Raw genomic sequence first — 14,320 nt, forward strand, 5'->3', positions numbered from 1 at the left:
CACGCCGCGGCCGCCGTCCATCCGACTTCTTGCGAGTTCCGCCGCCGACACGCCGTGCGGACGGCGTGTCGAGCGGCTCAACTCGCAAGAAGTCGGGAAAGCGGGGGGGCGGGCTACTTGACGGAGCCGGCGGTCAGGCCGCCGACGAGGTGCTTCTCGATGACCGCGAAGAGGATGACGACCGGCACGACCGCGATGACCGACGCCGCGAACAGCTGGTCCCAGTTCTGCTCGTAGCCGGTGACGTAGGACCGGAAGCCGACGGTCAGCGGCTTCTTGTCGTCGTCGATCATCAGGGTCAGCGCGACGACGTACTCGTTCCACGCCGCGATGAACGTGAAGATCGTCGCGGTGACGAGCCCGGGCAGCGTCAGCGGCAGCATGATGCGCCGGAGCATCCCCACCCGGCCGACGCCGTCGAGCGCTGCCGCCTCCTCGACCTCGACCGGGATCGAGGAGAAGAACCCGTGGAGGATCCAGATGGCGAAGGCCAGGTTGAACGCCGCGTTCGTGATGATCAGCGCGCCGTAGGTGTTGATCATGTTCAGCTCGAAGAACTGCCGGTAGAGGCCGACGACGAGCGAGGTGGGCGCGAACATCTGCGTCACGAGGACGACGAGCAGGAAGACCCCGCGGCCCGGGAAGCGGTGCCGCGCCGTCATGTACGCCGCCGGGATGGCCACGAGCACGACGACGGCGGTCGCCCCGACGGACACGATGAGCGACGTGAGCAGCCAGTGCGGGAACCGGCCGTCGCCGATGACGGTGGCGTAGGTGTCCCACTGCCACACCCGCGGCAGGAACGACGGCGGGGTCGTCTTGACGTCGGTGCTCGTCCGGAGGCTGTCGAGCACCATGACGACGTACGGCGCGAGGAAGACGAGCGCGACGACGGCCGCGGTGAACGTGACGAGCCGGGGGCGGCGGGTCGTCGTCATCGGGTCTCCTCCCGCCAGTTGACGACCTTGAGGTAGACGAGGACGACGAGCAGGATGATCGCCACGTTGAGCACGCCCGTCGCGGCCGACATCCCCACGTCCTTCTCCTGGCTCTTGAAGGCGAGCTTGTACATGAACGTGATGAGGGTGTCGTGGGTGAAGCCCGGGTTGCGGTCGTTGAGCGTGTAGATGATCGGGAAGCTGTTGAACACGTAGATCGTGTTGAGCACCGTCGCGATGAGCATCGCGGGGCGCAGCAGCGGGAAGGTGATCTGCCGCCAGCGCTGCCACGGCGAGGCCCCGTCGACCTCGGCGGCCTCCATGACGTCGGTCGGGATGGCGGCCAGGCCGGCGATGAACACGAAGATCGTGAACGGCAGCGAGACGAAGACGCCGACGACGATCATCGAGGCCATCGTGAAGCGGTCGTCGCCGAGGAAGCTGATCGGCTCGTCGATGAGGTGCAGCCCGGTCAGCACGTGGTTGATGAGCCCGTAGTTGCTGTCGTACAGCAGGACGAACAGCTGGCTCGTGATGACGAGCGAGGCCGCCCACGGCACGATGACCGCCCAGCGCACGAAGCGCCGGCCGGGGAAGTCCTTGACGAGCAGCTGGGCGAGCGCCAGCGACAGGACGATCGTGATGGCGACGACGGCCACGACCCAGACGACGGTGTTCCTGAGGACGACCGGAAGGTCCGGGTAGGCCAGCACCTTGCTGTAGTTGTCCCAGCCGGCCGAGCCCTTGTACAGCCCGGTGATCGAGTACTCCGAGCGCGAGGCGCGGAAGAGCATGACGGCCGGGTAGAACACCACGCCGACGATGAGCGCGATGGCGGGCGCCAGCCAGAGCAGCGCGACCGGCGCGCTGACCCGACCGACCCCGGCGGTCCGGCGTCGAGCGCGCGGACCGCCGGGGGTGGTGCGGGCCGACGGCGCCTGGACGTCGTCGGTCGTCGTCACGTCGGTCAGCTCTCCGCCTCGGCCGACTGCTGGAGCTTGTCGAGGACCGACTTCGGGTCCTCGGTCATCGCGGCGCCGAGGTTCTGCTGGACGGCGAGCTTGACCTTGTCCCACGTCGGGTCGTCGGTCGGCGTGAGTCGCGCGTTCGGCAGGGTGTCGAGGTAGACCTTGAGCTTGTCGTCCTTCTGGAAGTACTCCAGGCCCGAGGTCGTCACCGGGAGGAAGCCCTCCTTCTCGATGAACGTGTTGATCTGGTCCTTGTCGTAGTAGAGCTCGTAGAACGCCTTGACCGCGTCCTGGTTGCCGCTCTTCTTGAACGCCATGAGGTAGTCGGTGACGCCGAAGGTCTTGCTCTCGGAGCCGTCGTTGGACGGGAACGGCGCGACGCCGTAGTCGACGGTCTTGTCGGCGTCGAGCGCGGCCGCGAGCGGGCTGAAGCCGACGACCATCCCGGCCTTGCCGGACTTGAAGAGGTCGAAGGCGTCGGCGCGGTTGGTGCGGGCCGGGTTGGACTGCGTGAGCTTCTCGTCGGCGAGCTTCTTGAGGAAGGTCAGCGTCTCGACGTTCTTGTCGGAGTTGATCGACCAGGTGCCGTCGGTCTTCCAGTCGCCGCCGTTGTTGAACAGCCACATCGAGAACTCGCCCTGGGCCTCCTCCGGCCCGAGGGGCATCGCGTAGCCGGCGTCGCCGGTCGCGTCCTTGACCTTCTTCGCGTCGGCCTCGAGCTCGGCCCACGTGGTGGGGGGCGCGCTGATGCCGGCCTTCTCGAAGAGGGTCTTGTTGTAGAAGAGCGCGCGGGCGCTGGAGAGGTCCGGGAAGCCGTAGAACTTGCCGTCGTACGTGCCGTACTTGACGAACGTCGGCAGGATGTCGGACTTCACCTCGGACGGCAGGACCGCGTCGGCGTCGTAGAGCAGGCCGTCCTTGGCGTAGCTGGCGTACGCGTTGAGGTTGAGGATGTCCGGCGGCTGGTTGTTCTGGATCATCGTCGAGGACTGCTGGTCGATGTTGTCCCAGCTGACGACGTTGACGTTGAGCGTGTACCCGTACTTGCTCTTGTACTCCTGCGCGAAGGCGTCCCAGAACGCCTTGGTGTTGTCCTTGGAGTACTCGGCGGCCATGAGGGTGATCGAGGTGGCCTTCTCGCCGTCCCCCGAGCCCCCGGCGGCCTGCCCGGCCCCCGTGCCGCCCCCGCAGGCCGAGAGCACCAGGGCCCCCGTCACCGCGGTCGCGGCCAGCATGATGTGTCGTCGCGTGCTGCTCATCGCTCTCCTCGTCGAGAAGCCGGAGGTCCGGCGTGCCGCCCCTGCCCGCCGCGTGGCTCGTGACCACCCGCCGGCTCGGGCGCCTGCCACTGTACACACGCGCACGTTTGTGAGCGATAGGTGAACGAAGCGATCACGAACGCTCATCCGTGCGGGATGTCGCGGCTGCTGTCCCGAGCAGTGAACAGCACCTGGCGCGGCTCGGCCACCGGGGCGGGGTCGCGGTCAGACGCAGAGCACCTCGACGCCCCGCTCGCGCAGCGCGGCGACCTCCGGGGCGGCCTCGTCGGCGGTCGTCACGAGCGTGCCGATGCGCTCGGCCGGGCAGATGGCGGCGAAGGTGCGCTCGCCGAGCTTCGCCGCGCCGGCGACGACGACGACCCGTCGCGAGCGCTCGACCATCGAGCGCACCACCGCGGCCTCGTCCTCGAACCGGCAGGTCGCCCCCTCGGCCGCCGAGAGCGCGTTGACGCCGACGACGGCGACGTCGAACCACAGCTGCTGGATGACCTGGGCCGCGAGCGGACCGGTCACCTCGTACGACTCCGGCCGGGCGACGCCGCCGAGCGACACGCACTGCACGTGCGGGCGCAGGACCGCCTCCGCAGCGATGTTGAGGGCGTTGGTCACGAGCGTGAGGGTCGGCCCGTCCTCACCGACGAGGTCCTCGCGGGAGGTGAGGGCGCGGGCCGTGGCCGTCGTCGTCGTCCCGCCGTTGAGCGCCACGACCTCCCCGGGGCCGACGAGCGCGGCCGCGCGGGCGGCGATCCGGTCGATGCCCTCGTCGGTCTGGCTCGCGCGGTAGCGGTAGGGGAGCTCGTAGGCCACGGCGGTCGCGACGACCCCGCCGTGGTGGCGCGTCACGAGCTGCCGGCGGGCGAGCTCGGTGAAGTCGCGACGTACGGTGGCCTCCGAGACGCCGAGCTCGCGCGAGGTCTCGGTGACCGAGAGCCGCCCCCGGGTGGCGAGCAGGTCGAGGACGGCGGCCCACCGCGAGGTCGGCGTGCGGGTGCCGTTGGCCTCGTCGCTCACGCGGTCATCGTAGGGCGCGCCCGACGGTGGCGCGCCCGTCTATGCTCGATCGGCCCGCCAACCCATCGCATTCGCGCACGAGGAGGACCCCGGTGAGCACCCGCGGTTCGACCCCTCCGCAGGAATCCCGCGCCCCGGGCGCGGCCGACCTCGCCGTCGGCGTCGATGTCGGCGGGACGCGCATCAAGACCGTTCTCGTGCAGCGTGGTTCGGTCATCGCACGCGACGTGCAGCCCACGCCCGAGGGGCTCGCGTCGCGCTTCGGCGACGTCGTCGTCGGATGCGTCGAGCGGCTGATCTCCGTGGCGGAGGGTGAGGGGGTCGCGGACGCGACGCCGTCCGGGGTCGGCGTCGTGGTCCCCGGACTCGTGGACGAGCGCGCCGGCGTCGGGGAGTGGTCGGCGAACCTCGGGTGGCGCGACCTCGACCTCCTCGGCGCCGTCCGCGGGCGGGTGCCCGGCCGGGTGGCGGTCGGCCACGACGTGCGGGCGGGGCTACTCGGCGAGCACCTGCTCGGGGCGGCCCGCGGGGTCGACGACGTGCTGTTCGTGCCCCTCGGCACGGGCATCGCCGTCGCCCTCATGACCGGGGGGCGCGTCGTCCGCGGCTCCTCCTGGTCGGGCGAGCTGGGGCACGTCGTCGTCGACCCGTCCGGTCCGCGGTGCGGCTGCGGGCGCACCGGGTGCCTCGAGGCGCTCACCGGCGCCGGCGCCGTCGGCCGTCGCTGGCGGGAGGCCGGCCGCGAGGGTGACGCGCGCACCGTCGCCGAGGCCGTCGCCGCGGGTGACGCTGTCGCACAACGTATCTGGAGCGACGCGATCGACGTCCTGTCGGGCGCGCTTGCGCCGGTGGTCGCGTCCGCCGGGACCCGTCGCGTGGTCGTCGGCGGCGGGATGGCCGAGGCGGGGGCGCTCCTCCTCGACCCGCTCCGCACCGCCCTGCGCCTGCGCGGCCCCGACGACGCGCTCGAGGTCGTGCGGGCCGAGCTCGGCGACTGGGCGGGCGCCATCGGGGCGGCCCACCTGCCCGGGACCGCCTGACCCGCAGCGCCCTCGCGGCGACCCCTCGACGACCCCGGTGGTCGGGACGGCCACCCCGGGACCGGTAGACTGGTCACCAGCGGCCCGCCCAGTTCTGCCTCGGGCCCAACGTTCTCTCCGATGTCGATGCCTGTGTGACGGACCCGGTCCGCATCACCCTGAGCCGCGGCCCCAGAGCCCCGCCCGGCAGAACATCCAGCCCCGTCGCTGCCGTCCGCGGACCGGCGACGCCCACTCCCGGGAGACCCCCTTCGTGACCACCTCCTCCTTCGGCGCGCTCGGCGTGCCGTCCGTCCTCGTCGACGTGCTCGCCTCCGGCGGCATCACGACGCCCACCCCCATCCAGGCCGCGACGCTGCCCGACTCGATCGCCGGCCGTGACGTGCTCGGCCGCGGCCGCACCGGCTCCGGCAAGACCGTCGCCTTCCTGCTTCCGCTGCTGACCCGCCTCTCGCAGAGCCGGACCCGGCGCCAGCCCAAGCGCCCCCGCGCCCTGGTCCTCGCGCCGACCCGCGAGCTCGCGACCCAGATCGAGGACGCGATGACGCCGCTGGCGAGCGCCCTCGGCCTCACCTCGCGCACCGTCTTCGGCGGGGTCGGCCAGAACCCGCAGGTCACCGCGCTGCGCAAGGGCGTCGACGTCGTCGTCGCCTGCCCCGGGCGCCTCGAGGACCTCATCGGCCAGGGCCACGTGTCCCTCGACGCCGTCGAGGTCACCGTCATCGACGAGGCCGACCACATGGCCGACCTCGGGTTCCTCCCGCAGGTCCGGCGGCTGCTCGACGCGACGCCGCCGCGCGGCCAGCGGATGCTGTTCTCCGCCACGCTCGACGCCGGCATCGGCGTCATCGCCCGCCGCTACCTGCACGAGCCGGTGACCCACGAGGCCGACTCCGCGCAGTCGCCGGTCGCGACGATGGAGCACCACGTGCTGCACGTCGGCACCGCCGACCACCTGCCGGTGCTCGTCGACCTCACCGCCGCCCCCGGGCGCACCGTCGTGTTCACCCGCACCAAGCACCGCGCGAAGAAGCTGGCCAAGCAGCTCAACGCGGCCGGGGTCGCGGCGGTCGAGCTGCACGGCAACCTCAGCCAGGGTGCGCGCACCCGGACGATGGAGGCCTTCCACTCCGGCACCGCGAAGACGCTCGTCGCCACCGACATCGCCGCCCGCGGCATCCACGTCGACGAGGTCGCCCTCGTCATCCACGCCGACCCGCCGGTCGAGCACAAGGCGTACCTGCACCGCTCCGGGCGCACCGCCCGGGCCGGCGCGTCCGGCACCGTCGTCACGCTGATGACCGACGACCAGGTGCGCGACGTCCGCGACCTCACCCGCAAGGCCGGGGTCAAGCCCACGACGACGCGCGTCGACGCGAAGCACCCGATGCTCAGCCGGCTCGCGCCGGGCGAGCGGACCTTCGTCGAGGGCGGTCTCGTCCTCGCGCCGGCGGCCGACGGCGGCCGGAACGGCTCCGGCTCGCGCTCCGGTTCTCGTGGTGGCTCCGCTGCTCGTGGCGCCTCCGGCGGTCGTGGCGGGTCCGGCGGGTCGCGCTCCGGTCGCCCGGCACGCGGCCAGGGCTCCGGCTCCTCCCGCGGTGGGCAGGGCTCCGGCTCCGCGCGTGGCGGGCAGGGCGGCGGCCGCGGTCAGGGCCAGGCGCGCTCCGCCGGCCAGTCGTCCGGCCGTCCGGCTCGCTCGGGCCCGCGCCGCGCGTCCTCGGGCCCCGGCTCGGCCGGGGGCCGCCCCGGCGGCTCGGCGGCGTCGTTCTCGCAGAGCGCCCGCCCGCGCCGCGGCGCCTGAGCGAGAACCCCCCTCACGACCGGACCCCCGGGCCGCCACCTGCGTGGCGACCCGGGGGTCCGTCGTGTCGGGCCCGGTCAGGCCCCTGATCGGCTCAGCGCAGGCGGAGCGTCGAGGACTCGGACTGGCCGGTCTCCGGCACGGTCACGCTCAGCGTGTACGTGCCCTTGGCCAGGCCCTTGGTCCGCACGGTGTCGAGCCACAGCGGGCCGATGGCGCGCATCGACGAGCTCGACACGGTGCTGCCGTCGGCGCCGGTCAGCGTGACGACCGGGGCGGCGATGCCGCGGGCCGGCAGCCCGTTGCAGTCGCGCACGGCCGCGATGACCGGGACGGTGACCCCGCGGGGCAGGGTCAGCGTGCCCTGCGGCAGGACGTCGAGTCGGTAGTCGACGACGACGTCGGCGCTGGTGCGCACCACGGTGCCGGCCGCGTCGGTGACGGTGACCGTCGCCGTGTGCTTCCCGGCCGTCCGGTAGGTGTGGCCGAGGGTCACGTCGCCCGAGGCGTTCTCGCGCGTCGTGCTCGAGCCGTCACCCCAGTCGACGACCACGGTCGTCGCGTCGTCGGCGTTGGCCACGGACACCGTCAGCGACGCGTTGTCGCGGCCGCACTGCACGGACGCGTCGGCGAAGGCCGCCGTCGCCCCGAGCGGACCCCGCGGGCTGAGGCCCACGATGACCGGGTCGTGGTCGGAGACGCGGTACTGGTCGGGCGCGTAGAGCGACGCGACCTGGGCCGGCGACTTGAAGTTGGTGTTGTAGTCCAGCACCGACGGCTCGTCGCTGTTGATGTGGTAGTCCGCGACCCCGGTGACCTGGGAGACGAGCGAGGCCGACCCCATCGCCTGGTCGAGGTAGCCCCACTGCCCGTCGAAGACGTACGAGTAGGCGTCCTCGCCCTGGAACTTCTCGACGAGGTTGGTGAAGCCGCCCTCCTCGAGGGTGCGGATCGGCGTCTCCTTGGCGTACGAGTTGTAGTCGCCGACGAGGAGGACGTCGGTGTCGCCGGTCCCGGTCGGGTCCGTGCCGAGCCACTCGAGGAGCGTCTTCACCGCGTTGGTGCGGACGACCGCGCAGTTGCCCTGGCCGTCGCCGGTGTCCGGGGCCGAGCAGGCCGAGCCCTTGGACTTGAGGTGGTTGACGTCGGTGACGAAGACGCCGCCGGTCGCGTTGACCTTCCACGCCTGCGCGAGCGAGGCGCGGTTGCGCGGCGCCGGGTCGCCGCCGGTGATGAACGCGGCGGAGTTGAGCGCCGCGGTCGTGCCGACGGGGGTGACCGCACCGGGCTTGTAGACGACGCCGACCTTGATGGCGTCGTCGCCCATGGCGTCGACCTGCCCGGTCCGGGCGTCGACGTCGAGGTAGGCGAACGTGCCGGGAGCCGTCGCCGCGTTGAGGCGGTCGACGAGGTAGGCCAGCGAGCTGTCCGGGCCGTAGCCGTCGTTCTCGATCTCGTTGACGCCGAAGACGTCCGCGTCGAGGGTCGTCATCGCCGCGACGGTCTTGGCCGTCTGCCGGTCGAGCTCGGCCTGGTTCTCGGCGCCGCGGCAGTCGAGCGAGGCACCGCTGACGCCACCGGTGCACCCGGTGAAGGTGTTGAAGTAGTTGAGCAGGTTCATCCCGACCACCTGGACGTCGCCACCGACGTCCGGGGCGGAGGTCGGCCGCGGGTTCGCGGCCGCGAACTCGATGCCGGTGCCGTCGGCCGTCACGGGCCGCAGGCGGTAGGCGTTCGGGCTGGCCGAGTTGCCGCCCCACGTGTAGGTGAGGACACCGGTGGCGCCGGTGACGGTGTCGCCGCCGCGCAGGGTGTTCTCGGCGCTCAGCGGCCGGCCGCCACGACCCCAGACGATCGGGTCGGGGTTCTGGGCCTGCGTCGTGTCGTCGACGATCAGTCGGTTGAGGTTGTTCTGCGCCTGGAGCGCGTTGGCCTCGGGGCCCGGGGCGACGACGTTGGTCGGCTGCTGCAGGCGGCCGCCCGAGGAGACGGTGACCTGGCCGAAGCGGCCGAGCTGGAAGAGCTCGGTGACGGTCAGCTCCTGCGGGAAGGTGACGAGCATGCCCTCGTAGCGCTCGAAGTCGTCGGCGCTCGTCATCGGCAGGGCGACCTCGGTCGGGGCGACCGAGCCGGTGCCGCAGACCTCGAGGTTGCTCGCGGTGACCTGGGTCTGGCCCTGGAACTCGCCCGCGGTGCCGGTGACGTGGACGACGTCGCCGACGGAGGCGTTGTCGTCGCTGCCGGTGAACACGAAGACGGCGTCGGAGGTGGCGGGGTCGCCGTCACCCTCGAGGTCCTGGACGTAGACGCCGCGCAGGGCGGGGGAGGCGCCCTGGTAGTCGGCGACGACGACGCCCTCGGTGGCGACGGGGCCGGTGACCGCGGCCTCGGCGCCGTTGCCCTGGATGGCGTAGGCCGGCGTGAAGTCGGCGTCGCACGAGGTCGCGACCGTGAAGCGGCGCGTGACGTCGGCGGCCATCGTGTCGGGCGGGTCGACCTGGTCGAGGTCGGTGACCCCGTCGGCCGCGACGGTCAGGGTGCAGGACTCGCCGTCCGCGAGGGGCGAGGCAGGCGTCATCGTCCAGTCGGTGGGTCCGCCGGAGACGGCGAGGTCGACGTCGCCGGAGGTCGAGCACGCGAGGGAGAGCGCGCCGTCGGCGAGGGCGACCGGCTCGGAGAACGTCACGCCGAGACGCTGGCGCGGGGTCACCGTGCCGCCGTCGGCCGGGGTCGTCGAGAGGACGGAGGGGGCCTCGTCCTCGACCGGACCGCCGCCGCAGCCGGTCACCGCGTGGGTGCCGAGGCCGTCGAAGGTGTCGCGGACGAACCCGTCCCACTGCGCGGTGGGGTCGAAGGCGTCGCTGCCGTCGGTGTCGCCGGCGCAGACGGTGGCCATCCGGCGCAGCGTGTGGTCGGTGGTCGTCGTCTCCCCGGAGCCCCAGCCGGCGGCGCCCGGGTCGGCGCCGACCTGTCCGATGACGTCGAGGACGGTCGTGCCCTTGCGCAGGACGACGGCGTCGTTGCCGTTCCAGTTCGCGCTGCCGGACACCTGGTCGGCGAGCGGCTTGAGCACGGTGTTGGCCGAGGTGTTCGCGAGGACGAACACGTCGCCGGCGGCGACCGAGCCGCTCAGCTGGATGGTGCTCGTCGCGCTCGCGGCGCCGTTGGCGAACACCTGGACGGTGTACTCGCCGGCGGCGAGGTCGACGGAGGCGCCGGTGCCGTTGAAGACCTCCACCGCCTTGTTGTTGCTCGAGCCTTCGACGTACTCCGAGAAGAAGAGGTCCGATGTGGCGGCCGACGCCGTGGGGGGCGTCAGGGCGACCGGGGCGGCGAGCGCGAGGGCGCCCGTGGCGACCCCCGTCAGCAGCCGCCGCAGGGGCGTCCGGGTCATGCATCCTCCTGGGTCAGGACGGGAGGGGGGCGGCCTGTCAACGACCCCTCGGCTCCCGTCGCGCGGCGAACCTAACACCGGCGTCCGACCTCGGCCACCGGAGCGCGGTGCGGATCCGTGAACGGTCGGCGAACGCCTCGTGACGACCACCGAGGGCCGGGTCGCCGTCCCCCCGCCGTCGGGGCGGCGCGCCTGTCGAAGGTACGAAACAGCAGGTCAGCGCCGGTCCACGGGTCCATGGCGATGGCTACGGTCGAGGGACGGAGAGCACGACGACACACGAGCGGACGGAGCGACAGATGGCGTACAGCAAGGGCGACAAGGTCTCGTGGGGGACCTCCCAGGGGGAGACGCACGGCAAGGTCAAGGAGAAGAAGACCTCCGACTTCCAGCACGACGGGCAGAAGTTCAAGCCGACCGACGACGACCCGTACTACATCGTCGAGTCCGACAAGACCGGTGCGACCGCGGCGCACAAGGAGTCGGCCCTGAAGAAGCACTCGTGAGCCCCGTCCCGCCGCAGGACGTCCGGAAGGCGGCGAAGCGCGCGGTCGGGTGGATCGAGGACGGCAAGGCCGGCAAGGGCTTCACCGACACCGGGCGCAAGCGGGCGCACCAGCTCGCCGACGGTGACGACGTGAGCGCCGACGTGCTCAAGCGGATGCGCGACTACTTCTCGCGGCACGGTGGCGACAAGGACGCGACGGGCTTCCGGCGCGGCTCGGAGGGGTACCCCAGCCCCGGTCGGGTCGCGTGGGACGCCTGGGGCGGCGACGCCGGCGAGCGCTGGGCCAATCGCAAGAGCAACGGCGGCTGACCTCTCCCTCGCACTCCTCCCACCCCACTCACCCCTCCCACCCCGGGAGCCCCTCGACCCGACTTATTGCCCATCCGCCACCTCCCGGAGCCCTTCCGAGCCCCTTCGAGGTGGCGGATGGGCAATAAGTGGGCATACCAAGAGGCCGGGATGCCGCCGTGGGCGCGCCGTGGCCCGTGGCATCGCGATGCCGGGTTGCCCTGCGGTGAGCGGTTCTGATCGAATGAGGAGGCGTTCGCGCACATCCGCTCGTCCGCCTCGCCCGGCTGAAGGACACCGCATGCCCACCACGCACGTCGCCACCGAGATCGCCTCGCAGCCGGACTGCTGGACGGAGGCGGCCACGCTCGCCGGCACGGTCGCCCACCGCCTGCCCCGCGAGGGCGAGCGCGTCGCGGTCGTCGGGTGCGGCACGAGCTGGTTCGTCGCGATGGCCTACGCGGCGCTGCGCGAGCGGTCCGGGCACGGCGAGACCGACGCCTTCGCGGGCAGCGAGTTCCCCACCGGGCGCCGGTACGACCGCGTCGTCGCCATCTCGCGCTCGGGCACGACGACCGAGGTCGTCGACCTCCTCACCGCGCTCGACGGGACGCCTGCGACGCTCCTGACCGCCGTCGAGGACTCCCCGGCCGCCGACGCCGCCGACCAGGTCGTCGGGATCCCCTTCGCCGACGAGGAGTCGGTCGTCCAGACCCGGTTCGCGACGAGCGCCCTGGCCCTCCTGCGTGCGCACCTCGGCGAGGACCTCGCCGCCGCCACCGAGGACTGCCGCGCGGCGCTCGAGCTCGAGGTCGACGGCCTCCTCGACGTCGACCAGTGCACCTTCCTCGGCCGCGGCTGGACGGTCGGGCTGGCCTCCGAGGCCGCCCTCAAGACCCGCGAGGCCGCGCAGTTCTGGGCCGAGGCCTACCCCGCGATGGACTACCGGCACGGCCCGGTCTCCATCGCGCAGCCCGGCCGCCTCGTCTGGGCGTTCGGCGAGGTCCCTGACGGCCTGGCCGACGAGGTGGGCTCCACCGGAGCGCGGTTCGTGCACCACGACCTCGACCCGATGGCCGCGCTCGTCGTGGCCCAGCGGTTCGCCGTGGCCCTCGCGCAGCGGCGCGGGCTCGACCCCGACCACCCGCGCTCGCTGACCCGCTCGGTCGTGCTCGGATGACCGACGCCGTCGCGCAGGCCCGCGCCGGCGGCCACGGCATCGGCGCGTTCAACGTCGTCCTGCTCGAGCACGCCGAGGGCATCGTCCGCGGCGCCGAGGAGGCCGGCCTGCCGGTCGTCCTCCAGGTCAGCCAGAACACCGCGGCCTTCCACGGGGCGCTCGAGCCGGTGATGCTCGCGTCGCTCTCGCTGGCCCGCCGCGCCGCGGTGCCGGTCGTCGTGCACCTCGACCACGCCGAGGACGTCGACCTCGTCCACGAGGCCGTCGCGCTCGGCGTCGACAGCGTGATGTTCGACGGCTCCCGGCTGCCCTGGGACGACAACGTCGCGACGACCCGCGCGGTCGTCGAGCACTGCCACGCCGCGGGGGTGCGGGTCGAGGCGGAGCTCGGCGAGGTCGGTGGCAAGGACGGGGTGCACGCGCCCGGTGTCCGCACCGACCCCGACGAGGCCGCGGCGTTCGTCGAGGCCACGGGCGTCGACTCGCTGGCCGTCGCCGTCGGCACCTCGCACGCGATGACGACCCGCGACGCCGCCGTCGACACCGACCTCGTCGCGCGCATCGCCGCCGCCGTCCCCGTGCCGCTGGTCCTCCACGGCTCCTCGGGCCTCGACGACGCGGGCCTGGCCGCCGTCGTGGGCGCCGGGATGACGAAGGTCAACATCTCGACCCACCTCAACGCGCTCTTCACCGCCGCCGTGCGCGACGTCCTCGCCGCCGACCCCCGGGTCGTCGACCCCCGGAGGTACGTCGGCCCCGGGCGCGAGGCGCTCGCCGCCGAGGTCGCGCGGCTGCTGCGTCTGCTCCACGGCTGAGAGCCCCAATTCCGCAGCGGGAACATCGGGCCGCCCCGGCTCCTTGGCCCTGAGGTGACGTGGTGCGCGCCGGACCGGTGCGCACCCACCCCGAACCGAAGGAGCTGGTGACATGGAGCAGCGTGCACTCGGAGATCTGCAGGTCGGTGCGATCGGCCTCGGCGGCATGCCGATGTCGATCGAGGGCCGCCCGGAGGAGGAGCGCTCGGTGCGCACCATCCACGCGGCGCTCGACGCCGGCGTGACCCTCGTCGACACCGCGGACGCCTACCACCGCGACGCCGGCGAGGTCGGCCACAACGAGTCGCTCATCGCGAAGGCGCTCGGCTCGTGGAGCGGCGACGCCTCGGGCATCCTCGTCGCGACCAAGGGCGGGCACCTGCGCCCCGGCGACGGCTCGTGGACGCAGAACGGTCGGCCCGAGTACCTCAAGGAGGCGGCGAAGGCCTCGGCGCAGCGCCTCGGCGTCGACGCGATCGGGCTCTACCAGTTCCACCGTCCCGACCCGGAGGTGCCGTACGCCGAGTCCGTCGGCGCGCTCCGCGACCTCCTCGACGAGGGCGTCATCCGGATGGCCGGCATCTCGAACGCGTCCGTCGCGCAGATCGACGAGGCCAATGAGGTGCTCGGCGGGCGGCTCGTGTCGGTGCAGAACCAGTTCTCGCCGGCGTTCCGCTCCTCGCTCGAGGAGCTGCGGCACTGCGCGGAGCTCGGCATCGCGTTCCTGCCGTGGAGCCCGCTCGGCGGCATCAAGAAGGCCTCCGGGCTCGGCGACGACCACGGCGCGTTCGCCGAGGTCGCCCGCGAGCACGGGGTGTCCCCGCACCAGGTCGCGCTCGCGTGGGAGCTCGCGCTCGCCGACGTCGTCATCCCCATCCCCGGCGCCTCGCGGCCCGAGTCCATCACCGACTCGGTCCGGGCCGCCGACCTGCGCCTGAGCGCCGACGCGGTGGAGCGCCTCTCCGCCTCCTGACCCCCTCGCAGGTCCCATGCGTATCGGGTGACCCGACAAAGCCGCGGCGCACCCCCGGACGGGGGCGGGGGGGGGGGGGGGGGGGGGGGGGGCCCCCCGACGGGGGGGGGGGGGGGGGGGGGGG

12 protein-coding genes are annotated in these 14,320 nt (G+C 72.9%); 7 read left to right on the top strand and 5 right to left on the bottom strand.

Translation table 11 applies throughout. The annotated features are described in order from the left end of the window. Window positions 1–113: 113 nt before the first annotated feature. The 4 genes from KMZ30_RS08310 to KMZ30_RS08325 all read right to left on the bottom strand — a co-directional run bounded on the left by KMZ30_RS08310 (window position 114) and on the right by KMZ30_RS08325 (window position 4,197). The gene (locus KMZ30_RS08310) at window positions 114–938 is read right to left on the bottom strand and encodes a carbohydrate ABC transporter permease (RefSeq protein ID WP_215513542.1); all 825 of its coding nucleotides are present in this window, start codon (window positions 936–938) and stop codon (window positions 114–116) included. After that, window positions 935–1,900 carry a carbohydrate ABC transporter permease gene (locus KMZ30_RS08315; protein ID WP_215513543.1) on the bottom strand — a complete coding sequence of 322 codons (966 nt, stop codon included), beginning with the start codon at window positions 1,898–1,900 and terminating at the stop codon, window positions 935–937. The genes KMZ30_RS08310 and KMZ30_RS08315 overlap by 4 nt, the downstream gene beginning before the upstream one ends. A gap of 5 nt (window positions 1,901–1,905) precedes the next feature. Next, on the bottom strand, window positions 1,906–3,165 hold the full coding sequence (locus tag KMZ30_RS08320) for an extracellular solute-binding protein (protein ID WP_226902824.1): 1,260 nt from the start codon (window positions 3,163–3,165) through the stop codon (window positions 1,906–1,908). A 225-nt stretch (window positions 3,166–3,390) separates the two neighbouring features. After that, a complete protein-coding gene (locus KMZ30_RS08325; protein WP_215513544.1) occupies window positions 3,391–4,197 on the bottom strand; it encodes a DeoR/GlpR family DNA-binding transcription regulator in 807 nt (268 codons plus the stop codon). Between the two features lie 92 nt (window positions 4,198–4,289). Between KMZ30_RS08325 and KMZ30_RS08330 the strand changes: the two genes are divergently transcribed. Then, window positions 4,290–5,237 (top strand): ROK family protein, encoded by a 948-nt coding sequence (locus KMZ30_RS08330; RefSeq protein WP_308279809.1) that lies wholly within the window; start codon window positions 4,290–4,292, stop codon window positions 5,235–5,237. A gap of 253 nt (window positions 5,238–5,490) precedes the next feature. Further along, window positions 5,491–7,038 (top strand): DEAD/DEAH box helicase, encoded by a 1,548-nt coding sequence (locus KMZ30_RS08335; protein ID WP_215513546.1) that lies wholly within the window; start codon window positions 5,491–5,493, stop codon window positions 7,036–7,038. A 94-nt stretch (window positions 7,039–7,132) separates the two neighbouring features. Here the strand turns inward: KMZ30_RS08335 and KMZ30_RS08340 are convergent, their stop codons facing one another. Then, entirely contained in the window at window positions 7,133–10,432 is a 3,300-nt protein-coding gene (locus KMZ30_RS08340) for an ExeM/NucH family extracellular endonuclease (protein ID WP_215513547.1), read from the bottom strand. 299 nt (window positions 10,433–10,731) lie between these two features. On the opposite strand from KMZ30_RS08340, the gene KMZ30_RS08345 reads away from it, so the two are divergent. From KMZ30_RS08345 to KMZ30_RS08365, 5 genes are all read left to right on the top strand, one after another. Continuing rightward, window positions 10,732–10,938, top strand: coding sequence for a hypervirulence associated TUDOR domain-containing protein (locus KMZ30_RS08345; RefSeq protein WP_030527200.1), 207 nt, complete (start codon window positions 10,732–10,734; stop codon window positions 10,936–10,938). Beyond that, window positions 10,935–11,249 carry a hypothetical protein gene (locus KMZ30_RS08350; protein WP_215513548.1) on the top strand — a complete coding sequence of 105 codons (315 nt, stop codon included), beginning with the start codon at window positions 10,935–10,937 and terminating at the stop codon, window positions 11,247–11,249. Before KMZ30_RS08345 ends, KMZ30_RS08350 begins: the two co-directional genes overlap by 4 nt. 280 nt (window positions 11,250–11,529) lie before the next feature. Then, complete coding sequence (locus KMZ30_RS08355) at window positions 11,530–12,408, top strand: SIS domain-containing protein (RefSeq protein WP_215513549.1); 879 nt, start codon at window positions 11,530–11,532, stop codon at window positions 12,406–12,408. After that, a complete protein-coding gene (locus tag KMZ30_RS08360; RefSeq protein ID WP_215513550.1) occupies window positions 12,405–13,223 on the top strand; it encodes a class II fructose-bisphosphate aldolase in 819 nt (272 codons plus the stop codon). The genes KMZ30_RS08355 and KMZ30_RS08360 overlap by 4 nt, the downstream gene beginning before the upstream one ends. Before the next feature lie 112 nt (window positions 13,224–13,335). Continuing rightward, window positions 13,336–14,196, top strand: coding sequence for an aldo/keto reductase (locus KMZ30_RS08365; protein ID WP_215513551.1), 861 nt, complete (start codon window positions 13,336–13,338; stop codon window positions 14,194–14,196). Window positions 14,197–14,320 lie beyond the last annotated feature (124 nt).

This window comes from Phycicoccus mangrovi (genome assembly GCF_018729305.1).
Classification (GTDB): Bacteria; Actinomycetota; Actinomycetes; order Actinomycetales; family Dermatophilaceae; genus Phycicoccus; species Phycicoccus jejuensis.

Coding starts and splice junctions, on each gene's coding strand:
- KMZ30_RS08310 (WP_215513542.1), bottom strand. CDS start 938: ATGACGACGACCCGCCGCCCCCGGCTCGTCACGTTCACCGCGGCCGTC.
- KMZ30_RS08320 (WP_226902824.1), bottom strand. CDS start 3,165: ATGAGCAGCACGCGACGACACATCATGCTGGCCGCGACCGCGGTGACG.
- KMZ30_RS08340 (WP_215513547.1), bottom strand. CDS start 10,432: ATGACCCGGACGCCCCTGCGGCGGCTGCTGACGGGGGTCGCCACGGGC.
- KMZ30_RS08345 (WP_030527200.1), top strand. CDS start 10,732: ATGGCGTACAGCAAGGGCGACAAGGTCTCGTGGGGGACCTCCCAGGGG.
- KMZ30_RS08355 (WP_215513549.1), top strand. CDS start 11,530: ATGCCCACCACGCACGTCGCCACCGAGATCGCCTCGCAGCCGGACTGC.
- KMZ30_RS08360 (WP_215513550.1), top strand. CDS start 12,405: ATGACCGACGCCGTCGCGCAGGCCCGCGCCGGCGGCCACGGCATCGGC.
- KMZ30_RS08365 (WP_215513551.1), top strand. CDS start 13,336: ATGGAGCAGCGTGCACTCGGAGATCTGCAGGTCGGTGCGATCGGCCTC.